The 23,873-nt window shown below is 34.3% G+C and carries 24 protein-coding genes; 9 read left to right on the top strand and 15 right to left on the bottom strand.

From position 1 onward, the window contains the following. The first annotated feature begins 14 nt into the window (after positions 1-14). From TOL5_RS06950 to TOL5_RS06940, 3 genes are all read left to right on the top strand, one after another. Entirely contained in the window at positions 15-191 is a 177-nt protein-coding gene (locus tag TOL5_RS06950; protein WP_088458868.1) for a hypothetical protein, read from the top strand. A gap of 94 nt (positions 192-285) precedes the next feature. Beyond that, positions 286-606 carry a hypothetical protein gene (locus tag TOL5_RS06945; RefSeq protein WP_088458867.1) on the top strand — a complete coding sequence of 107 codons (321 nt, stop codon included), beginning with the start codon at positions 286-288 and terminating at the stop codon, positions 604-606. A 91-nt stretch (positions 607-697) separates the two neighbouring features. Next, positions 698-1,375: a DUF421 domain-containing protein gene (locus TOL5_RS06940; RefSeq protein WP_151962159.1), complete on the top strand. Its 678-nt coding sequence runs from the start codon at positions 698-700 to the stop codon at positions 1,373-1,375. A 262-nt stretch (positions 1,376-1,637) separates the two neighbouring features. Here the strand turns inward: TOL5_RS06940 and TOL5_RS06935 are convergent, their stop codons facing one another. The 3 genes from TOL5_RS06935 to TOL5_RS06925 form a co-directional block, all read right to left on the bottom strand. Continuing rightward, positions 1,638-2,039: a hypothetical protein gene (locus tag TOL5_RS06935; protein ID WP_088458865.1), complete on the bottom strand. Its 402-nt coding sequence runs from the start codon at positions 2,037-2,039 to the stop codon at positions 1,638-1,640. 277 nt (positions 2,040-2,316) lie between these two features. After that, complete coding sequence (locus TOL5_RS06930) at positions 2,317-2,571, bottom strand: hypothetical protein (protein ID WP_088458864.1); 255 nt, start codon at positions 2,569-2,571, stop codon at positions 2,317-2,319. Positions 2,572-2,718: 147 nt separating this feature from the next. Continuing rightward, positions 2,719-2,880, bottom strand: coding sequence for a hypothetical protein (locus TOL5_RS06925; protein WP_171500010.1), 162 nt, complete (start codon positions 2,878-2,880; stop codon positions 2,719-2,721). 678 nt (positions 2,881-3,558) lie between these two features. Here TOL5_RS06925 and TOL5_RS06920 point away from each other — a divergent pair. From TOL5_RS06920 to TOL5_RS06905, 4 genes are all read left to right on the top strand, one after another. Further along, on the top strand, positions 3,559-4,026 hold the full coding sequence (locus TOL5_RS06920; RefSeq protein ID WP_151962158.1) for a hypothetical protein: 468 nt from the start codon (positions 3,559-3,561) through the stop codon (positions 4,024-4,026). 956 nt (positions 4,027-4,982) lie between these two features. Beyond that, the gene (locus TOL5_RS06915; protein ID WP_151962157.1) at positions 4,983-5,426 is read left to right on the top strand and encodes a hypothetical protein; all 444 of its coding nucleotides are present in this window, start codon (positions 4,983-4,985) and stop codon (positions 5,424-5,426) included. 882 nt (positions 5,427-6,308) lie between these two features. Continuing rightward, the gene (otsB, locus tag TOL5_RS06910; protein ID WP_221260686.1) at positions 6,309-7,160 is read left to right on the top strand and encodes a trehalose-phosphatase; all 852 of its coding nucleotides are present in this window, start codon (positions 6,309-6,311) and stop codon (positions 7,158-7,160) included. Then, positions 7,148-8,584 carry a trehalose-6-phosphate synthase gene (locus TOL5_RS06905; protein WP_151962368.1) on the top strand — a complete coding sequence of 479 codons (1,437 nt, stop codon included), beginning with the start codon at positions 7,148-7,150 and terminating at the stop codon, positions 8,582-8,584. Before otsB ends, TOL5_RS06905 begins: the two co-directional genes overlap by 13 nt. Positions 8,585-8,645: 61 nt before the next feature. Here TOL5_RS06905 and TOL5_RS06900 read toward each other — a convergent pair whose 3' ends face one another. From TOL5_RS06900 to TOL5_RS06880, 5 genes are all read right to left on the bottom strand, one after another. Next, on the bottom strand, positions 8,646-9,836 hold the full coding sequence (locus TOL5_RS06900; protein WP_199936690.1) for an MFS transporter: 1,191 nt from the start codon (positions 9,834-9,836) through the stop codon (positions 8,646-8,648). Between the two features lie 384 nt (positions 9,837-10,220). Beyond that, entirely contained in the window at positions 10,221-10,865 is a 645-nt protein-coding gene (locus tag TOL5_RS06895) for a glycosyltransferase (protein ID WP_151962370.1), read from the bottom strand. After that, positions 10,862-11,461, bottom strand: coding sequence for a class I SAM-dependent methyltransferase (locus tag TOL5_RS06890; protein ID WP_151962371.1), 600 nt, complete (start codon positions 11,459-11,461; stop codon positions 10,862-10,864). Before TOL5_RS06890 ends, TOL5_RS06895 begins: the two co-directional genes overlap by 4 nt. Then, entirely contained in the window at positions 11,454-12,230 is a 777-nt protein-coding gene (locus TOL5_RS06885; protein ID WP_151962372.1) for a PIG-L deacetylase family protein, read from the bottom strand. Before TOL5_RS06885 ends, TOL5_RS06890 begins: the two co-directional genes overlap by 8 nt. After that, positions 12,218-13,231, bottom strand: coding sequence for an acyl-CoA/acyl-ACP dehydrogenase (locus TOL5_RS06880; RefSeq protein WP_199936691.1), 1,014 nt, complete (start codon positions 13,229-13,231; stop codon positions 12,218-12,220). Before TOL5_RS06880 ends, TOL5_RS06885 begins: the two co-directional genes overlap by 13 nt. Before the next feature lie 478 nt (positions 13,232-13,709). On the opposite strand from TOL5_RS06880, the gene TOL5_RS06875 reads away from it, so the two are divergent. Beyond that, positions 13,710-14,237 carry a GNAT family N-acetyltransferase gene (locus tag TOL5_RS06875; protein ID WP_151962374.1) on the top strand — a complete coding sequence of 176 codons (528 nt, stop codon included), beginning with the start codon at positions 13,710-13,712 and terminating at the stop codon, positions 14,235-14,237. Between the two features lie 776 nt (positions 14,238-15,013). Here TOL5_RS06875 and TOL5_RS22605 read toward each other — a convergent pair. The 5 genes from TOL5_RS22605 to TOL5_RS06855 all read right to left on the bottom strand — a co-directional run bounded on the left by TOL5_RS22605 (position 15,014) and on the right by TOL5_RS06855 (position 19,131). Then, positions 15,014-15,148 (bottom strand): hypothetical protein, encoded by a 135-nt coding sequence (locus TOL5_RS22605; RefSeq protein WP_262541263.1) that lies wholly within the window; start codon positions 15,146-15,148, stop codon positions 15,014-15,016. Between the two features lie 564 nt (positions 15,149-15,712). Then, positions 15,713-16,096: a hypothetical protein gene (locus TOL5_RS06870; protein ID WP_151962346.1), complete on the bottom strand. Its 384-nt coding sequence runs from the start codon at positions 16,094-16,096 to the stop codon at positions 15,713-15,715. Between the two features lie 24 nt (positions 16,097-16,120). After that, the gene (locus TOL5_RS06865) at positions 16,121-16,882 is read right to left on the bottom strand and encodes a hypothetical protein (protein ID WP_151962347.1); all 762 of its coding nucleotides are present in this window, start codon (positions 16,880-16,882) and stop codon (positions 16,121-16,123) included. 23 nt (positions 16,883-16,905) lie between these two features. After that, positions 16,906-18,492: a CAP domain-containing protein gene (locus tag TOL5_RS06860; RefSeq protein WP_221260685.1), complete on the bottom strand. Its 1,587-nt coding sequence runs from the start codon at positions 18,490-18,492 to the stop codon at positions 16,906-16,908. 30 nt (positions 18,493-18,522) lie between these two features. Beyond that, positions 18,523-19,131 carry a hypothetical protein gene (locus TOL5_RS06855; protein ID WP_151962349.1) on the bottom strand — a complete coding sequence of 203 codons (609 nt, stop codon included), beginning with the start codon at positions 19,129-19,131 and terminating at the stop codon, positions 18,523-18,525. A gap of 1,035 nt (positions 19,132-20,166) precedes the next feature. On the opposite strand from TOL5_RS06855, the gene TOL5_RS06850 reads away from it, so the two are divergent. Then, positions 20,167-20,502: a hypothetical protein gene (locus tag TOL5_RS06850; protein ID WP_151962350.1), complete on the top strand. Its 336-nt coding sequence runs from the start codon at positions 20,167-20,169 to the stop codon at positions 20,500-20,502. 150 nt (positions 20,503-20,652) lie between these two features. Here the strand turns inward: TOL5_RS06850 and TOL5_RS06845 are convergent, their stop codons facing one another. Together TOL5_RS06845 and mobC are read right to left on the bottom strand one after the other, a co-directional pair. After that, positions 20,653-23,073: a MobA family protein gene (locus TOL5_RS06845; RefSeq protein WP_151962351.1), complete on the bottom strand. Its 2,421-nt coding sequence runs from the start codon at positions 23,071-23,073 to the stop codon at positions 20,653-20,655. 41 nt (positions 23,074-23,114) lie between these two features. Then, complete coding sequence (gene mobC, locus TOL5_RS06840) at positions 23,115-23,684, bottom strand: plasmid mobilization relaxosome protein MobC (protein WP_151962352.1); 570 nt, start codon at positions 23,682-23,684, stop codon at positions 23,115-23,117. Positions 23,685-23,873: the final 189 nt, after the last annotated feature.

The raw sequence follows: 23,873 nt of genomic DNA, 5'->3' as shown, positions 1-23,873 counted from the left end.
TGAGGTGTACGATCATGAGTAATACAAATAATCAACGTAATGAAGAGCGTAATAATCCACAGAAGCAAAATCAAAAAAATGACAATCGTCAACAACAGCAACAACAGGAAAATGGCAACCGTCAGCAACAAGGATCTCATCAAAAAGATTCTAACCGCCAAGGATCAAATCAAAATAATCAACAGAAGTAATTCTTAATTGTTTTAGATCTATATAGATTTAGGAGAATAAAATAAATATTCTCCTAAGTTTTATCTAAGCAGGAAAGTTTACTGGAGAATTATCATGACAAATCAAAATTTATCCAATCAACAGAATCAAGGTTCAAATGTGAAGATTGATCCAAATGATCATTGGCGTTCTAGTTATTTGACACGTCCTTATTATCAAGAAGCTCAACTCGACACACCAGACCTTGATTATGATCGAGATTTTTCAAAAGCCTATGAGTTAGGTAGTCGTGCACGTTCTGAACATGACCGTAGTACGCAATTTGAAGATGTTGAAGGCAGTCTTAAAGAATCTTGGGAAGAGCTAAAAGCTGAATCCAGATTAAAATGGGAACATGCCAAGCAAGCTATCAAAGATGCTTGGGATCGAATATAGAATCGATCATTGGATAAAAAAATGAGCTTATTTAAAACATAAGCTCATTTTTTTCAGAGTTTAATTACTTATTATAAAAATGAGAAAAACCATGAATATTATCGATATTTTTCTTTATGACACCAGTTGGGATCTTGTGCTTGAGATCATTATTCGGTGTTTTGTCATGTTTCTTCTGATTCTGATTTTCTTAAAGCTCTCTGGTAAACGTGGCATTCGGCAATTATCAATCTTTGAAGTCGCCATCATTCTGAGCCTAGGAAGTGCTGCAGGTGATCCGATGTTTATAGATGATGCACCTATTGCCCAAGCTTTTGTGGTGATGTGTACCATTATTATTTTATATCGTCTGATCACTTGGATCATGATGAAAAGTAAGAAGTTTGAAATACTCTTAGAAGGAAAACCTTTATGCATCGTAGAAAATGGCTTAATGGTGATTAAAGATATCCAAAAAGAGAAATATTCACATGATGAATTTTTTGCTGAAATGCGTCAACAAAGTGTAGAACACTTAGGTCAAGTCAGAGTTGCCTTACTGGAAACAGATGGTTGTTTAAGTCTATTATTTTATACAAAAGAAGAAACTAAGTGGGGTCTCCCCTTATTTCCTCAAGATTATAAAAAGGCTAATTGTCTGGAAACTGAACTTTTTTATTCGTGTATGTATTGTGGAATGACACAACGTTTATTTAGTCTAGAACAAGAATGCGTTCGATGCAAAGGTAAAGATTGGGCTAAATCTTTGCAGACACCACATATCAACTGAACTAATTGTAAGGGATATTACTCTTTAAAATTAAAAATCTTTGATTCTAAAATCCATATCAATTGGAGGGAGGATTACCATATCAAATAGTCACTCAACTGAATGACCTTATCCATAATCACTACTTTAGACCATTGTGATCATGATTGATTGTACTGATCTATAACAGGGCTAATTCCTTGCTATTAAATCTGTTCGACAATAATTTTATCTCATCCCTCACTACTAACATCAACTTCTTTTAATATATAACTTAGCCATCTTAAAGATATTCTTCACCATTATTTTCAAATTTGTTAACAATATTTCCATGATCATCATAATAGTAATGAGGAACAATTACCTTACTTTTCGCATTTAAAAGGTCTTTTTTAATAGGAAAAGTTATTTTTTGAATAAAACTTGCAAGCCATAAAATATATTCTGTTTTGTTTTTACTTTTTGGTAAAATACTGATATCCAAATTTAAAGGTAAGTCACTAGAATTCATCAATAAATCCTCAAAATTTATATAATTATAAAGTATCTTAAAATCAGTTTTTTTAATCTCATTACGAAGTTCAAGCATTAAATTATTCAAATCCACTAAAGGTTCATCTATAAACCCCTTTGAATTTTTAACATTGGCATATATATTTTCAGCTAATTTTAAATATTGAGGCATGAGATTATTCCTTTAGTTTTTGTATTAAAAGAGTTTGCTATAAGTTAGGTTATTAATTGTTAATATTGATTGGACTTATGCTACTAAAATAAAAAATTTGATACATAAAAACCACACGATAATTGCTAAATATATCATTAATAATTAATAACGTAAGCAACATCACATAATTCAAAAATTAGCCTTACCCTTGATTCTCTCAACGCTCCTGAAAAGTTGAAATTTTTATTCAAACTTCAACCTTTATCTATAAAATAATTATATTTAGTTTTTACAGCTAAGGAGTTTTTTGCGTAGTTGCACTTTCAGTATGCACTTCAGATGTACTATTTTCATTTGTTACAGGTATAGACGCATCATGTTGCATATCATCATGCAATTGATTGCTATGAGTGGGTGATTCAGGTTGCATCGAATGAGGCGTAGTCGTTTCCTGCCGTAGAGCTGAATTATCAGTCGTTTTATTTTTTTCACATGCTACAAGCGTGAAAACACAACTCAGTACTAGACTTTTCACTAATAGATTATTCATATTGTTTACCTCTCATCTTGTGGTCGTAAATTTAGATATATTATTCATATCTAAATCAAATCAAATTTCAGAATCTATAACTTCAATACATTCATAATGTATGTGATTAAAATAAAAAGAAGCTTTAGATCAAGCTCCTTTTTATATTTATTTTAAAAACCTACTGAAAACTTTCTTTCCCTTCGCTTCCTCACTGTGATTAATATCGGCATTTTTTTTCTCATCTGATAATTTAGCTTTATCTTTATGAGATTTATAATAGCAACCTAAAGCAACACCAGTTCCTAAGGTAATGATCATTTTTAACATAATGAGCCTCTTAATTAATTTAAAACAACTTTATAATGACTGCTTTTTATGTAAACTTTACCACTACTTTATTATTATTTTTAAAAAATAAGAAACTTTATGTAACCATAAAAAGTAATTTTATTATTTAAAAATCTATATAAACCACCAATATCATTAAAATTATAAAAAAACCCATGCTCAAATAAAACTCTAAAGCAAACATTTAGTAACAATTTTAGAAGATAAAAAATAATACACAAAATAAGAAAAATGCCTTCTAATATTTAAACAGCATCAAATAATAAAATTTTAAGATAACCAGATTAAAAGCTTATAAAATATAATAAATTAATAATTAAATACAGAATTGCTTTTCCACTCAAAATAATAAATAACAATAAGTCATGGTTTTAAAACTATAAATAAGGCAAAGAATTTCAATATACTTATTATTTACGATTATATTTTGTGCACGGTTTATTCAAAATTAAATAAGAATAGGTTTCGATTTAAAAAATAAAAAATTAGTAAAAACAATTATTTATTAATTGGCTAGCGAATTAAATCTAAGTATCATTTAGCTCAATGTTTCACAAACCTCCTACTAATAACAATAAATCGCACAAAATATACAATTTAAAACATAAAGTATTTCATAATTATTAAGTATTAAGTGATGTTTAGGGAAAGCATAACATGCCACAGTATTTAATTATTGCAGAAAAAATATATAATAAATTAAAGGAAAGTAAAGAGTTCAGCACTGATTCTCTTGAAAATCTTAACATCTTAATTATTGAAATACGTAAAGAAATAAAGAGTACTAAATTAAAACTGCTTTATAATTTTATAGATTTCGAGGAATGTTTAAATAAACACGAATCTGAATGTAAAATAAAATTGGATATCAGCTTAATCCCGAATATAAAAAATGAAGGTGAATTCATTTTATGGTTAGCAGGATTTATTCAACGAATTACAACTGATGGTAAAAGAAAACTACCTCCTATTCGTAAAGATATACCACCAGAGTTCAAATATACTTCGTCTAAAGAAAAAAAGAAGTATCAGGCAAAGATACCTGAGTATTCAAAAAGTGGAGAAATGATTAATTCTTACTTTAAATCACATGAGTTTATGGAAATCTTCAATAGACCCTATTAATTCAGAAAAAAAGCGTTCCTGCACTTCACACTTCTGTAATTTTCTGAATCTTTCAGTAACCGCTCTTTAAAGGCAGCTTTCTTTTATATAAAACAAATAAAATGTATAGCCATAACAAAAATAACTGATGAATACGGTGATTTTGTTATGGCTATAAATCCTTACTATTTATTTTGTCTTTTATACATATACATTTTCCAAGCATCATGCGAAGCATGTCTTGCTTGATCCCAAGTTAAACGTTATTTACTTTTGCCTGCTCCCAATTAATTCTTAGTTCTGGCTCCACATCTCCGAATGCGACATCGGAATCATATTCATAACGTATTTCATAGCTTATTCGATAAGTATTTCTGTTGTATCGATCATAATTTAGATCTGAATATTTAGTCTTTGCAAAATTTTAATAAGACTAATTTACATAATTTTGTACCAATAACTATCCTCTACAGTAATATCAATTATTTCACCAACAGCATGTCTAACCAATTCATCGACTCCAGTACTTCAAGCACCTACAAGTGTACCACCTAAAGCTCCCCTTCTAGTTTCTACAAGATGTGAAACAAGTTCACCTCTGATTGAATTTGCTTAATTATTAAATTAAAATTATCTTGTTTATCATTAATAAACTAATCATTTTCCTTAAATTTCATATAAATATTTTCAGCAATTTTTAGACATCGAGATATGGAAAAGTTCTCTTAAAGTTAAGTACTTTAGTTTATTATGAAATGAAAATTATTCATTCCAAATATGTAAGTAGTATAAAAATCGTGCAATATTTTTAAATTGTTTGAAATAATTTATCGGTTGACCAATCGCTAGCCAGATAAAATTTTTATTCGTATTACAACTAGTAATAGTCTTAACAATTCAACCAACAAATTTAGTAAAATCTTACATTTAATAGTTTTTACTATATAGAACTTATATTACTTTAAAAATTAGATCAAATGGCTTATGAAAATGATGTTCAAACACTTTCTCGTATTGCACAAGCTTTCCGTGAAGCTTTAGATCATATCACTCAGGGTTTTATTACAGGAACGTTTAGTAAATTTCCAAAAGAATGTGGAGCCGATGCTTGCGATCTATTACAATACTATTTGCTCAATGTTCACAACATAAAATCTGATTATCGTGTCGGGAAAGTTCAAATTTCTGCACGAATGCCAGAAATTGCACACTGCTATTTAAGCGTGAATGGGATCATTCTTGATATCACCGCGGATCAGTTTCATAAGGAATGTTTTCCAAGAGTCATTGTATGTGAAAGTGGAGAATATCCTTTGACTCCTTATTTTAAATATATCCGTAGTAAGTCTGGTCAGAATCTAGTGCCATTAAATAATTATCTTGAATCAATTTATAAACAAGTGATAAAAATTTTAAAATGATTGTAATTTATATAACATGATGTACCCACCCTTTCATTAGATTTCCATTATTATATATATTAGAATCAAAATATAAACAATTTAAAAAATGTAAATTTATTTTACAAGAAACAATGAATATAAAATTTACACTTTTAACAACTTTAGTAATTTTCTTATTATCAAGCCAAAATACTTTAAAATCATAAAAATAATTTACGCAATTAAATTTTATAAAAAATTTATTTAATCTTATAAATAACCTCATCTCTAATCAACATTTAATAAATATCTTTAAATATAAATTAAACAATTTATTACCACAAAAACCAACCCTCTAATTTTCCAGAATTTTACTTATTAGTTTGAGTATTTACGATTAAATTAAATTTTAATCCATATATACTTCTAGATGTTCAACATATTAAATCCGAGTTTTTACCAAAAAAAAATTTATACTATTATTATCAAATATTTATTACCAAATTAAATTTCCTAATTTAATAACTTCCCTACACCTCCATAGATAAATACTTATCAGTGCTTCCTAGTGAATGTATTTTTTATTTTAATCCTAATTTCAAGTTTTTAATGGTATTCATTGGCACAACTTACAAGACTAAATCATTAGAAATTAGAATAATTTTATTTATCTCCACTCTCATCAATTCATACAGAATACTGAAAAATATTTTAAAAGATTTTTTGAAACAGGACTGTGCACGATATAAATATTACTTACCAAATAATTTTATATTAAAAATGTAAAAAAAATTTACGATGTATTAAAAACATTTCAAATGTAAATTATGTTCTGCTTGTGTTTAATTATTGACAAATCATCTATTATATATAAATTTTCGCTCTACAATAAAAATAAAACAGTGATAAGAGATATTAGAATTGAAAAAGAAAATAGTGGAATTAAGTTCAAATTTAATTTTTTTACAGAATCTGAGAGATAAGCTTAGCTCAATTTATAATAAGCCATGTCTGTTCTTAGATATAGATGGAACTTTATCTGATTTTCAATTAAATCCTACTGAAAGTTATATTCCGACAAAGACTTTAAATATTTTAGGAAAAATTATTTCAAAGGAGATTCCTGTTGTAGCTGTAACAGGACGAGATATTGATTCTGCACGTAAATTATTTGGATCAATTCATCTTCCAATTGCTGCATTACATGGATTAGAAATATATCTTGGGAATGAAAAAAAAATACATACACCAAAGAATTTTTTAGAAATTTCAAATATTTATAAAATTTTAGCTCAAGCATGTATCTCATATCCAAGTTTACTGATTGAAAACAAGAAATCTTCAATTGCCTTACACTACAGAAAAGCTCCAGAGCTAGAAGATATAGCGAAAAAAATAATATTAGAAAGTCAAAAGATGTTCCCCAACCTAAAGTTAATTCAAGGGAAATTCGTTTATGAATTATTACCTGCACAAGCCAACAAAGGCTTGGCAATCAAGGAAGTTTTATCTCATTTAAACCAGTATGAGGTTTACACACCAATTTTCATTGGCGATGACGTCACGGACGAAGATGGTTTTTATTTTGTGAATCAGTTGGAAGATGGCATCTCAATCAAAGTCGGTCAAGGGCTTACCCATGCCAAATACCAGCTTCAAGACACAAAACAAGTACATGATTTTTTAGAATTATTTTTAGAACATATTAAGAATTATGACAACAATGTTAAGGGTAACAACAACTTAGATGGAGAGAAAACATGTCTAAATTAATTATTTTATCGAATCGAGTCAGTATTCCCGATGGGCAAAAAACTACCGCAGGTGGGCTTGCAGTCGCTATACAAGATGCATTAGATGAAATTGGTGGTGTATGGCTCGGATGGAATGGCGAACGAGTTCATAAGCAAGATGAAGTACATTTTAATATTCTTCGGAAGAATAAAGTTGAATATGTCACCTGCCCTTTAACAAATTCTCAATATTCAGATTATTATGCAGGGTTTGCCAACAACTCACTTTGGCCTGCCATGCATTATCGTTCAGACCTGATTGAGTTTAAATCATCAGAATACGAAGGATATCAAAAAGTAAATTATTTATTTGCACAAAAACTTGCTGAAATTGCAGATCCAGACGATACCATTTGGGTCCATGATTATCATTTTTTAAGTGTAGCGAAATATTGCCGTGAATTCGGTATGCAGAATAAAATTGGATTTTTCCTGCATATTCCTTTTGCACCTTCATTTATCTGGCAAAAAATTCCATGTGCTCAACAATTGATTGAGGATCTATGCCAATACGATGTGGTGGGTCTACAAACAGATAAAGATCAAAAAGTGTGTATGCATGTATGCACATCTTTATTGAAAGCACAGAAAATTCAACAAACGTTGTTAAGCTACCATCAACGTTTGACCATAATTAAATGCTACCCAATTGGGGTAAATCCAATAGCGATTCAAAAAGCGGCCCAACAGTTTATTGATGTACAAGACTTCCTTACCCGCCCAGCAGAGCTGAATGCTGCAAAAACCATTATCGGCGTAGATCGGATTGATTATTCAAAAGGTTTACTGGAACGTTTTTTGTCCTATGCAGAGTTCTTAGACAAATATCCTGAGTATCAGCAGCATATTCAACATTTACAAATTGCTTGCCCATGCCGTTTGGAAGTTCCAGCTTATCAACGTTTATTTGAGCGTTTCAAGATTAAGATCGAGATGATTAATCAGGAATTTGCTCAGCAAGACTGGCAACCCGTGGAATGTATTTATGATGCAATGAAACATCATCATTTGATGCAAATCTATCGTCAAGCAGATGTATGCTGGATCAGTTCAATACGAGATGGGATGAATCTAGTCGCGAAAGAATATATTGCCGCGCAAAATCCATCAAATCCTGGTGTACTGATTCTATCCAAATATGCAGGTGCTGCAGAGCATATGTCAGAAGCACTACTGGTTGATCCTACCGACAAAACGGCAATGGTCGATGCTTTAAAAACAGCACTGGAAATGCCACGACAAGAGCGTATTTCACGCTACAAACAACTGATGAAAGGTTTAAAAGATTTTGATATTAATGACTGGCGCAATGCATTTCTTAAAGACTTACAGAACAAAACCGCTGTGCAGGATTTCAGATTTCTGGGAATGCGTAACGTTAACCCTATTTATCAAAATTTATAGTACTTCAATTTGTAAGGAACTGGCAGTATCCAGATATTGCCAGTTCAATTCACTATGATGCTTATTTCACATAAGTATACCGATTTAAAGCCACAATCAATAATAATAGACCAGATAGTGCCATAAATACTGTACTTAGACCAAACAGCTCACTCACCATTCCAATGAAAGCAGGTCCAACCAGAATACCCGTATAAGCCATAGTCGAAACACACGACAAGGCAACTGCGCTTGCCATCATCTTCTGACGTCCAGCACGGGAAAACATGATAGGGACGATGTTAGAACAACCTGCGCCAACCAATGTATAACCTACTAAAACCAGCCACCAACGAGGCGCGATACTGACCAAAGCCAAGCCTAAAGTTGCACAAATCGCGCTATAGGTTAAAAGCTTTTTTTCACCAAAATAACGGATCAGATAATGCCCCGTAAAACGTCCTGTACTCATGGCAATCGCGAAGAAGGTATACGCCAATCCTGCAAAAGCGGCATTAACTCCATATTGATGCGTTAAATAAATACCACTCCAGTCCATCGCCGCACCTTCCGTCATGAAAATGATGAAGCAGGCAATACCAATTAATAAAACCAAAGGTTGTGGCAGACGCTGGCGTATCGACTTTTTCACTGTCGATGATGCTTCAAGACTGGTGTTTTCTACAGCTTTTATGCTGTATGGCACTGAAAGAAAAACAATAATTACCAACAGTAAACTCACAGCAAATGCGCTTATAACAGACGAAATATTTAAAGCAAGCAATGCGGTAATCGTCAGTGCCCCAGCTAATCCGCCCAGACTCGCCATACCATGAAAACCAGACATCAATGATTTTAAGCTATTTTTCTCAACCACTACGGCCTGAATATTGAGTGCAACGCCCAGACTTCCTGCTGCTGTACCAAATAAGAATAAGGTGATCGCCATCATTAACGGCATGCTCCATAAGCTTAGGCTTGGCAATAAAACGGCAAGCAAGAGTAATGCGAACCCGATCGGCACACGACAACCAATACGCTGAACAATTTTACCTGTTGCAGGCATAGCTAGCATTGCACCTAAGCCACCGCATAATAGTAACAAACCAAAATCGGCATGATTAAAATGCAAACGTTGTTGGGCAAAAGGAATCAGTGGTGCCCATGCAGCCGTGGCGAAACCAAGACCGAAAAAGCTAAAACGAGTTGAAAGACGTTGAGCACTTAATTGAATTTCAGGATCAATAAGAGCAGTTCTGGAAAAAAGGATCATTTAATACCATCCACACAAATTAACTCAGAGCGTCCATCTCGGATAAATCGCCATAGAAAAACCCCTGCTAATCTATAGAGAAGTTCTATAAATCCACAGAGGCTTTTATGGCGAAATTATACACAAAATCAATCTAAAAACACTATTTTTTACAAAAATAATATTATTATATATCAACAACTTATTATTATTTATACAAATAAAATTAAAACGTTTATTTATAACACTTTTTCTTCTTTGCTTTTCAATTAAATTAGATAAAGATATGAATTTACTTAAATTTTTGAGGGATGACTGAATTAAACCGCTCATTTACTAAGTTGAATAATATATTTCCCCCCACTATAGCTGTGGATTAGCTCTCTTCATCAGATCAGGACAATTTTATAAATGTTTTAAAAAGTACGATAAACCTTCAGGTGCACGTCCATTTAATCGACTACTAGTGGTGACCCGAACCAGATTACTCCAAGTGATTTTGCAGTATTGCTTAATAAATTTTTCAATTAATGAGACATCCTCATGACAAGGAATGGGCTCAAAACCTCCTGCTTGAATATAAGCTTGCGCACTAAAACTTAAATTCGCGCCATGAATATGTTGATGGTTCATGCTGTCCTGATAGTGAGCCAAATATTTTTGTTGTTGCGGTACTGATAAGTAACTAAGATCATCCAGTATAACGATTCCACAAATGGCATCTGTGGGCTGATGGCGCATTTGGCATAGTAACCAATCTGGATCTACAATTGTATCAGCATCAGTGCAAGCGAGCCAGGTCACTCCTTGATCGATTAACTGCCTAATGCCAATATCTCTGGCCTTGCCTACACAAGCAAAATTACATTCAAGCCAGTTCATCTGATGTGACTTTACAATCATGAGAGACTGGTCAGTACAACTGTCTAAAACTACTAAAATCTCGACCTGATCGTGACCTATATTCTGAATAGCCTGTTCAATTGACTGCAAACAAGCCGATAAATACTGTTCTTCATTATGAGCTGGGATTACAATACCTATTTTCATATTAAGCCCTGTTGTTTTGCCAAAGATGAAGGATTTACCGTCCAAATATCAATAAGGAAATCTGGATCATTCAGACTTAAATAATGAGTGAACAACATAAACTGTTTTAAATGATCATGTACTTGAGAAGCATCTAGTTCAAAATCATGTATGGCATGACGCCAGTGACAACACAAGATTTCACCTTGTGGCCTTAAGCTGTCTTTAAGCTTATCTATAAGTTCATGTAGCTCATTATGTGTTAAGTAATAAGCCACTTCACTAATAACAATCAGATCAAATTTCTGTTCAGGAAAATTTTCAGGTATTTTTTGCTGTTTAACACTTACATGCTTCAAATTCTGTAAACGTTGAGAGGCCCAATGAACAGCGTGTTCAGAAAAATCTAGACATAAAAGCTGATCAGCGCGTTTGGCTAGATGTACACTTAAATGGCCATTGGAACAGCCGATTTCCAACACTGATGAATAACGCTGTTGAGTAAGCAATGCCAAACAAATCTGCCTTTTACGAGCTTCATACCAATGAAGATCATAGCCCCAAGGGTCATTATTGTGATGATATAAGGCTTCGAAATATTGACTAGAATCATTCACAAAGATAAACCTCCCAAGGCATTAACAAACGTTCGATGATTGTTGGAGATAAAACCGCAGCATTGCCTGTACTTTCATCAGCTTCAATCTGACTCTTAAACTGCATGATGGCCTGACGTTTTTTGATTAATTGGGCCTGAGTTAAGTTGTAAGCTCTAGCCTTTTGCCAGTTGATACGTGGATCTAGTGGTCGCGCCCAATGCCATGCCCAGATCAGCACATGTAAATATGGTAGGGCATGCGCTAAAGCAAGGGCCTGTACCGTTTTTCCTACTGCTTCATGATCTGGATGTCCATCCTGTGCATAGCTACAAATCAGAATGTCTTCCGCTTGAACCAGCATGTCTAATGTTTGCCACAGTTGTTCTGTATGCAAATGAATCTGTCCATCTGGTAAATTTAAGGCAATACGTTGAGCAAAATCTGAGACCTGTAAACAATGTAACGCCGCCAGACTTTCTTGTGGGCGGATTCGATCTAAATGCTCTGGACTATATTTACTTGAATGTGGATGGCTTTGGGTACCATTGCTGACGGCGACAATCACTAGGCGACAATTAAAGCTAATCAACTGTTGCATCAAGCCGCCACAGCCGAGTATTTCATCATCTGGATGCGGCGCCACAATCACAATTCGTTTCGATTGAAATTTTTTAAGATCGAGTGGCAATAGCGGCTGCTGCGAAAATGCATGTAACCATTGTTCTCTGGGTGTACCTTGCCCTTCTATAATACGATCTTCGACTAAAGAATGTTTTAGAGCTGCCATGATATTTGCTCCTGTAAACATCGTTCAGCAATTTGCTCATCATCGAATGCCGCATGACTTTGCCGAATAAATACAGGTAAATCAGCCATTAGACTGGCAAAAGTTGCTTGTTCACAAAAAGGCCGTGCTCCAAGCGCTTTTCCAACCCCTTCAATAACAGCCAAACAGCTTTGTTCTGCATGCGCACGCAATATCCGTACTTCCCGTTCATAACTAAGCTTCGGTTGACTATCTATCAGTTGAGCGACATAGTGGAAATATTGTCGAGTTACCGCAAGTTGGCTTGCCAATTGACCTAAATACATTTTTTTAAAAGAATTAGGGGCTGTAAAGCAACTTTTTTGCAGTTCATCCATTAGTCGTACAGCTGCACCATACCAGCAAGCCCCGACACCCGCTGCACCATGCCAGAAACCAGCCCGATCAATGTAATCATTAGGATTACCAATAATTTTAACTGCTGTATCCTGAAATTTAACTCTGGCTGTCCGTGTTCCTTGCATACCTACGGCTTGCCAATGCGATAAATCAATCGAGACCGATGGTTGGCTTAAATCAATAATACAGAGCTGAGATTGCCCTTGTTGATCTTTAAAACTGATTAATACTTTTTGAATAAATTCAGCACCTGAACACCACGTTTTTACTCCATGACAAAGCCCATTTTCAACCTGTATCTGCGCTGGTCCACCATTGGCAGCCCAAATAGCCCATGTCTTCTCATCGATTTCATTTTCATAACCGAGTTCATACAAGATGCTTAAAGCGTCGCAATGTGACTCAAAAAGTTTGGCTAAACTGAGATCAAAGCCAGCGATCTGAGCAAAAATTTGCCATCGTTGATATGTTTGTCCGGAGGCAGGTTCAGGCAACCGTCCAATAGAATGAATTAACTGTTTCAACACAATTGGACGTTGATTTAACTTTTCTTCAGCTGTGTACTGTTCAAAGCGATTTAATATATCGAAAGTTAAACTTTTTTTAGATAATTGACTATTCATTATTAAAATATTGATTTGAGTTAATCCTTTAAAATAAAATAATATTCCATTTAATTAAATAGACGAATTGTAATAAAGTAATAACCATCAATAAATAAGTAAAAATTTTAACAATTTAAATTTAATATCTACTTATATAAATTTATTAAATTCTTCTTTAAGAATTACTTAAAAACATGAATTATAAATCAAACACTTAAATTTAAGTATCAAAATTCTTTATATAATTAATTTAAGTTAATTAGGTAGAAAATTAGATTAGGGACAAACTAACTTTCTGGAATGAAAAGCTATACTGTAAGAAAGTGTGAAATTTGATGTATTCAGACTCATCAATAATAAATTAGTTCAAATTGATATAAATAATATAAAATTACAATTTTAAATATATTCCCTACAAATACATAAATTGTCACTTTTAAAAAAAATAATAAAAATAAAATATAATACACTGAAGAAATAATATATGGAGGTGCTTATGATTATTACAAAGAGGCTAATATTAAGACAATGGAAAGATGAAGATATTGAAAAATTTATTAAAATAAATAAAAACTCTCGGGTAATGAAATATTACCCAAGTATTCTTACAACTTCTGAAACAATTGAATTTATAACAAACGAATCAAGACTTCTACGTGAAAATGGTTGGGGATATTGGGCTGTAGAATTAAAATCCTCAGGTAGTTTTTTAGGATTTATTGGTTTAAAAGAAGAAAAAACTTTATTTGATTTTTCACCCTGTATAGCAATTGCTTGGCGCATAGATGAAGATTCATGGGGAAATGGTTATGCTTCAGAAGGTGCAGCAATAGTTCTAAAATATGCATTTGAAAATTTAAACTTAAATGAAGTTGTTGCTTTTACAGCATCCAGCAATATAAGATCAGAAGAAGTGATGAAGCACTTAAAAATGACTAAAATTAAAGAATTTGTTCATCCATTATTAGATAAGAAAGATCCTTTATCAAGACATATACTTTATTCAATTAAAAAACATATTTAACTTCTTTCATCAACCATCTAAAAACTTATGAATATTAAATCTTTATTTTTAAAAAAACTATATTAAAATAATTTAAACGATTTATTTATAAAAATTAATAATATTTATTTTTATTTCTCATAAGTTATTTTCTTAATAAAGTTAGCTACCCATATTAAAAATTCTACACTTCTAATATTTTTTGGCATTATGGTGAAATCTAAATCAAATTCTAGATTTTTTTAGATGAATGGAAATATTCATTTAAATCAATACTGTGTTTAATAAAATTTAAGAAGACAAATAAATTTACTTCAACTACGAGCAGCTATATTAAATAAATTTAATGAATTAGGCATACCTCAAACCTAATTTATACATTAAAGGCATATTAATAAATAAATTATTAACTAATTTTTTTTATAAAAAAAGCACAACCGTATCAAAAATAAACATAAAAGTTATATTCTTCCAACTCTTAATTAATTACTTTGAAAAACTTTTAAACAATGATGACAAACCGTTAATTCACCATCTTTACAACGATGAATTTCAATTACTTTGTGCAGACCTATCAAGCATTTAAAATATTGAATCATAATTACACCCTCTCTAGATACATATATTTAACTACGATTATATTAATATTAAATTATTTATAAATCCATATTTCTGTAGTGGTACTCCCAAGCTTATGAACTATTAGAGTTAACACTACAAAAATAACGAAAAAAAAATAATTTTTAGAGCTTTAGATATCATTCCATCATCCTTATTTAATTAATTTTCTGTTTAAATTAAAAACTTTTTAAAATCATTTGAGTAACAATTTCATCAAAATCCAATTTTTTTGAATTTAAATTTTTTGTTTTACTCATCTTATAGTAAATACCACCAACCATCCCAACACTTATCAAGGCTAATATTTTCATAATTACCTCTAGCATTTAATTATTAGAACAATAAAAATAACATTTGGATTTGTATCGTTATTAAATCCTTTAGATAAATTTTGTATCTTATGTAAATTAATGTGAAAATAATAATAAATTTTCACATTTAATATATAAATCGAATTCGCTTAAAATCTGTATTGTTATTTTTTACATTAATTACCTCGGTATTTACAGTACTAATACCCGTTTTATCCAATTATGTCTCCATCTTTTGCAGTTTTATATATATCATTGACGAAATCATTTCATTCATCATTAAACCTGTGAATTGTGCAATACGAAGTTTTAAAGGATAGCTTTTATATTCAAAAATATGAAGAAAATAAAAACTATGCTTTTACTGTGTACTGAAGTTTTTTGATACACATTCTCAGGTGAGGGTATTTTTTCGTATACCGTCCTTAGTATGATTATTTACAGCTTGTTTGTACTGAAATTTTAGCTTTATCATATTGCCTCCTAGGTTCAGTTACCTAGAAGGGATCCTCTGCGTAGTAGTTCATTGTTTTAACGGATTCACTAAGCTGTCAATACTTGTCATTATTTATAGTAATAACTGACGCTCGTATCTTTATAATCTCCCCAGCCTGTCCATATCTGAGTCAGTTTTACATAACGCTGATTGATACTTTGGACCCTGTATAAATAGCTACGTGGTGGAGAAATATTATTCGTTCGTACTTTCTCAATTAAAATAAAGGTCTTGTCATCTAACCATTTTACTCGAAGTAGTAAAGGATCTTGGCATTGCCCTAATTCTGCATACATCGCTGCATCTTTACCATTCTTAGCAAAAGACAATCCTGCGCATTCAGTATCTGGCAAATCTAAGACCAGACGCTTTCCTACTAGGCTTTCTTTCGCACCGGCAAAAGCCAATGTTGAAAGAATTAAACATAATCCTGCGAATATTAATTTTTTCATTTGATATAACTCTTTATTTGAAGGTTAAAACACATTGTCAATAAAGCCACACTGTAAGATGTGCTGTGAGGAATTGACTGGATTGTCATAAAGGGTGATAAAAGCAATCATGTCATTCAGATAAGAAGTGTCACGTTTATAGGGCTGGCTATAGATATAAATCTTTTTGGGTGTATAGATCTTTTGATTTTGGAAGACTTCGCCATTAAAGACCTTTAAATGTGGATATTGCTGAAAGACTTTTTTGGTTTTGCTTCTGTTCTGATCGTCATGCATAGAAGCTTTATCCCACTGCTGTTTAAAGTTTTTAAATTGCTGACCTGTATAGTGACTAAATTTAATATGTAATCCGCTCTCAATTCTTTGTTTAGTTGTGGCGATGTCATCTCGACGATAGATCGAAGTACTTGCTCCTGCAACACTGACATGCATTGAAGTCTCAATCCGTTGAATCGGATTGCTTTTGTTTGTAGGCAAATAGACGGCTGTTTCAGGGCAGTCTTCACAGAAATTTTCATCATCTGGATCATTGATAATGGTGGTCTTTTGCTTGCTATATTGCTGTTGAAATTGTTTCTGAAGTTTAATGATCGCTGGTGTTGGTATATCTGCCCTGTCACCCAGCACTAGTTGGTTATTAAAAGATTGTTCTTTTTCAGCCCAATCCAGACAGGATAAGCTTTGCTCCAATGTTAAAGATGAAGCAGCAATAGGTTGAGCCGCCGCGGTATTTATCATGAGCAGTGAGATACTCATGGCGAGAAGTTTTTGAATCATACATGTCATTTTGTTGTTGTCCTTATTTTCGATTACCGACCATTCACATTAAACCAGTAGGAATATTCTTTAGGCTGACCATTCACCAAGACATTACTGAGCTTGACATCGTAGATCACGTTAAATTTTAAATCTTCAAAGTTAAACTGGATATGGTTGGGAACTCCGATATTTTCATAACGAATATTGCTGATCTTTTGTTTAACTCCACTACTTCGTTCTGTGACGACAACAGTGGCTTTGGCGTAGTCCACATTGCGATTGGCAAAGAAATTCTTTTGATCAGTTAAAACAGAAATCGAGAGGATTGAGCCTGCCATATAATATTTGGCTGGATAGTTGTGATAGGGATAGGCAATCACACCGAGTGGCGCAGTAGTTGTATTGTTAAAGGGGTAAACCACTTTATAGGACGTACCGACCACATAAGGGAATCGAGTATCCTTAAATGATGGTGCATTGACTGAACCATACGCCGATTTTTGCAAGAAAGGATTAAGCATCCAGAGTCGATGTCCCACATCTCCAGCAAACAGGTTTAATTTATCATGCACCATATTGGTAATGCTTTCGGCAGGTGAATAGTCATTTTTATTCTGTCTTACCCCCATCTCAAGGCTACTGGTCCTTGCACCTACCGCACCAATATCTGAATAGCAGTTTGTGTTAGCTTCAGGGTAATGGGTCAAGATGTTGTTTACTGCAAGAATCAGTGCCGTCTGCATCATCTCATCTTCACGAGCATAATCGTATGTAATACTTGGCAGCCAATGCAAGGCACGAACCGTATTGATTTCATTTAAGAATTCATTTCTAAACTTTGCACTGAGCTTGCCTGCATAACAGTTATTGATATCAGGGACATCACTCATAGATGAAGCCTTAAACACATCAAAGCTGATGGTCTTACTCTCTGCTGCCAGTGTTTTGGCATCACCCTCCTGGGTGAGTTTAAGGGTACATGCACCCGCACTAATGCCCTTGAGTTCACCCTGACTATAAGTACAGGTTGCAGTAGAAAGACTGCTAATCGTGACAGGCAGTTTGGCACTGGATTCAGTATCCAGTGAATACACATTATCCGTCAGAATGTATTTAATTTTAAGCGGGGTAATGGTTTGCTTGAGTTTATTCATGCAAACATTATTTTCTAGATATTGATCGGTAGCACAAGTCACATTGACGGTCATGCTGCTATTGAGGGGTAGAACTTTTTCCGTCCCTGCCTGTGTCAGTGCCAGTCTACACTGATCAACTTTAAGCGCTTTGAGTTCACTACCACTTACACTACAGATGTTGGGTGTGTTACTGCTAAACGTTACTGCTAGGCCTTGATCTGTTTGCAGCGATAATGGATAGCGTTGACCTTGAATCAGCGTACTGAATGGTAGTGACTGAATATTCTGCACTGCCTTGTTTTTACAGGTGCCCTCTTCCAGATATTGGCTTTCAGCACAGGTCACGGGCTTAGGGATTGTATTGCCATTATCTGGATTACCCGTTCCACCGCCATTGGATGAACCAGAATCGCCTCCCGAACCACCACCTCCACATCCAACCATTGCTGTGCTGATTGACAACATCAGCACAGATGGCATAAAGGTTTTTGAAATCATCATGATTGACTGCCTTATATTTATATATTGTTGTTATTGATAATGATCAGCCGATAATAATTGACGGATTTCACTGGCCATTTTTGGACTACGCCAAGGGAATAACACCTTAAGACTATAATTCGGTTTAAATTGATCCCGTGTTCCAATATTGACCTGAAACTCACGTTTCATCGGTGTCCGATGGACTTGTTGGTTAACATGGGTTCCCATCATTGGGTTACTGATCACCGTGGTCGTGGTTCTAAAATGATCTTCAACCAGATTGTAATGTCCAACAGAAGTAATATAGTCAAAAGGATATTTGACTAGACGTTGATCGGGCTGATCAAACAAAATGATGGTTTTGTCCTGGCTGTTAATCCAGACCCCACGGTTTTGATAATCAAAGGTTTCACCCTGACGTTTCAGTTGTTCGGTCATCCCGTCAAAGTAAGTATTTCCGTATTCATAGAGGTAGTAAATGATCACAAACCAGAATAGGTCAAAGCCAAAGAAAAAGTAGCCAAACCATCCAAAGGAAAAGAGTTTGGCGATAATCAGAAAGATCACTATAGGCGCCACCACACACTTTAAAAATAGCTTGGATTTCTGTGGACGGTTTTCGATTGGAATGATTTTAGGTTTGGTTAATTCAGTCATGGTTGTTCCCCGCATGTTCAATGCAATTCACAATCAGCAGCAGATATAAAAAGGTCTGTTTTTATAGGCGTGATTTAGCCATCCACCGTAGGATTGTTCTTGTTAAAAGTTTTTTAATACAGACGAATAATAGTTAGCCGTCTAGTCCCCGTTGCAAAGCACAACAAGGTTGAACAGGTGGCGAGACACAAATGAGAAAAGATAGATACAGCATGAGACACTCCTAGATGTTTATAGAAGTTCTACCAATTACTGCTAAATAATGGTGGCAGAACGAAAAGGGGTTAGCAGACTGATCATCTAGGAATCAGCACACCCGAAGGTGTCCCCCTTCCGTCCTACCATAGAAAAAAAGGGGGACGAGAGGATTCCCACACTCAATTTATATCCAAAAATATAAATGTCATGTGCTAGATGAATACGGTCTGCTAAAACCGACTGGCAATGTAGGCCAGCGAGCCCATATTAATTTTATCCAGCGCTTTAGTCAATTTTACCAATACTAAAATCTAGACAATCAGCTCGGACGGAAAATTTAAGTTAAATGATTGATTTTTGCTTATGTAAAATTCATCCCATCAAAGTGTTTATTTTGATTTTATGGATAAGTCTAAAATGTTTAAAAGAATAAATATTGGGCTGACATAGCCGTCCCTAGATACTTTTCATAAAAAGTTTTCCAGCCATCAGAAATTAAATATTTCTTCAGGATAATCAATTAATTATTTAATGTTAAGATATGTAAAAAGTTCATATTATATTGTTGACAGGTTAAGGTATACCCAGCTAACCTAGTTTTACACAGCAAAATCTGTGTTCAGGCGTGAGAACCTGTTATATTCTACAAGCGCAAATCAATGTCGCTTATGCGGCTATTTTTTTGCCTACTGTTTAGCAGTCGTTATGGCAGCTTTGCAGGGCAGCCTTTGGCTGGCCGTACCTTGTAGAACGGTATTCTCACCCCTGTCTTGCTGCCACCATTACCGTGAGAAGTGATGGAGGTAAGTATTAAAACTTATCTACAAGGAAACGACTATGAACGCAAATCTTCATGGTGCAAATACGTGCACACCTAAACAACAAGCTGGTCAACTTATCGTTGAACTTGGCAAAACAATTTCAAATCCTCAACGCCAAACATTGGCAAATCTTTATATTGCGGTTGATACTGCAAATTCGTTGCTCAACGAGCTTGAACAAGCACATCAAATCATTCGTCAGTGTATGTATGAAATGACTGATGAGCAAATTCTCGAAGTTGCCAAACTCAATCAAAATAATAATTTATCTTCGTTATGGGCATTCCGAACGCACCAACGTGAGAAGATGATTGAATGTGCACAACGTGTTTTAGGAATCCGTTCTATTTAACTCACATAATTATTGATGTATTTTAGCTTGCTACTGTGCACTGTATAAATCGACTGCATTATTATCGATTACACAGAAATAACGTTATATGCAATCAGTGACAGCAGCAACGCTAAAGATAATAAAATTCTTATTTTTAAGAGTGGTTGCTTAAAATTCAGGACCAAAATCATTTGATTTCTGTTGCTTAGCTTCAACTTGTGGTTGACATTGAATGTTATATTGCTGCCCCAGCATGGCAGCAATTAAGTTCATCATCAACCTGACAATTTCTTCAACGAGCTTTGCAAGTTGCAGTATTGTTGCTGTAAGTTCTGCTGAATGCTCTCGATCGAGTTGGTATTGCTGTTGCACTGTTGCTGCATGTTCTTGATCTGCGTCTGCTTGTTCTCTAAGTCGACGCATATGTTGTTTAAACTGTTCATATTCTGAGTGCAGTTCAGCATCATCTCGTTTAAATTCTTGATTTGTTGCTGGTATTGCGATTGTAAATTCGTCTCCTGCTTCTCTAGTACGTCGAAGCGCTTGATCAAGCTGGTTGTTAAGAGCTGTAGTTTGTTGATCTGTGTTGCGCATAACATGCTCTGTTCTTGAAGTCGCTGCTCTTTCTGATGCTGTAAGTGCTGTTGTTGCTCTAACTGTTCTAATTTTTCCTGTCTCGATTGTAACTCTTTGATCATCAATCCAATATTCTGAAATAGATTGATCTCGGCTTGGCTCAAGTCTGACGGACTGCTGAAACCTAAGATTTTCAAGATCTTGTTCATATCGTCTCTGTTGTTCTGCTCGTAATGCTCGATCACGCTGAGCCTTTTTTTCATCTTCTCGACGTTTTCTTGCAAGTCTTGCATAGTACTCAGCGACGATGGCATCAAAGCTAAACTCATTTGTTCGAGTAAATCCAAAATCATCTGCTGTGTGTCGCTGCCGTTGTGATGCTGAATAGTCGTATGTTGCTGTTCTTTCATGACTTATTTCTCCACGATGCATGGAAAGGTCAGATGAATGTTCGGCTCTGTTGGATGAATCATTTTTTTGTTCAAATTCAGAGTATTGCAATCGATCCATTTCGGAGAGGTAATTGCTCGGAAACGATTGCCCTTGCCGTCCGTCAAGATTTCGGTCTGGTTTTTGGTTAAGATCGGCTGTGTCAGATAATAGTTGCCGGGTAATATTACTAAAATATTCAGCAGCCCCATTCCAAGCGCCATCAGAATAAATGTTTTCAGAATCAATTTGGGGTTGTGAGTGATCGACTGAGTTAATGCCTGATCTACTTGCTGCTGCAACTGATTCTTCTGATCTACTAATAACAGTGTGATATTTTGGGTGTTGTTCTGAATCTGGGTTTTGATCTGGTTCTGATTGTCTTCGATCGTTTGTTGTAATTGAACTTTGCTCTGCTGAATATGCTTTTGCGTTATCGTATTGATTTCGTTGAGATGCGATAACAGCGTCATTTGAATATTGCTGATATTCTGCTTCAGCTCTCCTCGATATGATTTCAATCCCCCGATTAAAATCTGGGTCTCGTTCTTCTGATGTTGTAACAGATGCATAACGTTGTCTGTTGTAATCTGCTCTTGCTTGTCGAGCTCCTTGCAAAGCTTGTTCTGCTCGATCTCGAAGTTGTGCAAAAGGCGTTCGAGTGTATTTTGAAATCTGATTAACTGTTCGCTGCTCATCGTTTCCACGTTCTCGATCTGCTGTTCGAACTTGTTCAAGAGATTTGATACGCTCTCGAATTGTTCTTGAACATTTTTCGATGGTGAATTGTCTTTCATAGATTTCTCCTTGAAAATAAATAGGTTTTTTACCGAAAGGTGGAACTAGGCTGAACTGTTTTTCTCGAATTTTGACTACTTCACTTGCCAGCTTGTTGCTTAACACAAACTGCATAAAGTCATCACGGTTTCTGACTAAAAGTTCGGACGGAATTACTTGAGCATGCTTTTTTTCTAGTTGTTTCAACGATATTGATAAAAGCTTTAAATACAGGTTTTCGATGTACTGTTTATAATTCTCTCGATCTTTTCCAACCTTTTTTAGCCCAGATTGCAAATATGTCTCATGACCTTTTTTTGTAAATCTTGCACGCTCTGGATCATTCGGATCTGCCCAACCGTATTCAAAATTCAACTTGTCTTGCAAGGTATGAAAATGCTTTTGGAAATTGCCGGGAGGTGCGATATTCATTGCCTTTCCTGACCTGAGTTCAAGCCGAGGGACAAGAATATGAACATGTTTTGAACCGTTTAGTTCCTGATGCAGAACAGCCGTCATATGATATTGGTCAGGTTCAAGACCACTAAAAGCCAATGCTTCGAACTGTTTTAAGACATCTTTTATTTCAACATCGGTCGGTCGATCTTCTTCTGCAAAGGCAATGACGGCAGACGTATATTTATGTTTAAAAGGAGAGCTATCTGCAATTTTTGCAAAGAGATATGGATCACCACAGAGCACTTCGACATGCGGACGGACAATATTCATGTGATCTTTTTCATCGAGAACATAGCTCGCTGCACGAGCTGCACTGCCCGTCCCATGCCTCAACATCTTAATCAACATGAACTACCCTCCCGTTTAAAAATATAAATGGAATTAAAAAGTCAATTTTTTAGATGGTCATTAGAAAAGTCAGCGTCTGAAACTGATTCAAGTTCAGTTCCTCCCACGACTTGCATTTGTCGCAATAAATCACCGAGATATTTTTGTTCAATATATTTATGCCTACGCTGAACAACTTCATCAGAACGATGCAAGGATGGCGGAGAAGGAAGTGGATAAAGTTGATAAATTTTTTTCAAATAGTCTTCGACAAGTAAGTAAGTTCGAAGTAAGTCGACCGGCTTGCCAAGTTTGTTTGCAATGTGAATTGCGCGAGTAACTTGGTTAAGATTATTGCCAATTTTTGCAAGTTGAAATGCAATGCTCTCCCTATCTTCTTCCCCTCTCTGACGAAATGATTGCTTGGCAACGACATGCGACTCACGAATTGCAGATTGATCAACATTCAAATTGTTTTGAATATAGTGATTCACGGAAAACCGAATAAAATCGCTTGTGGTTTTATTTAATATCTTTGCTGATTTTTTAATTAAATCTAGCTCCAAATCATTTAAACGTAATTCAAGCCGACTTAATCTTTTTGATTTATTAACAAAATTTGCACTCACCATAAAATATCCAAAAAACCATCAATCTATTTTTAAGCTATAATACTTTTTAAAATAAAAAAAGTGTTTTTTGATAAAAATAAGAATATTTTTTATTTAGAATAAATAGTTACTCTAAAAATTTAAAACACCCCATTAAAAGTAGCGGTTTGGCTGCAAGCCAACCAGATCCCATTCGTACAAAATCACAAC

Origin of the sequence: Acinetobacter sp. Tol 5 (genome assembly GCF_019702905.1) — a bacterium.
Classification (GTDB): domain Bacteria; phylum Pseudomonadota; class Gammaproteobacteria; order Pseudomonadales; family Moraxellaceae; genus Acinetobacter; species Acinetobacter bereziniae.
Note: the sequence above shows the minus strand (reverse complement) of the source record. Positions and strands in the feature narration are given on the sequence as shown.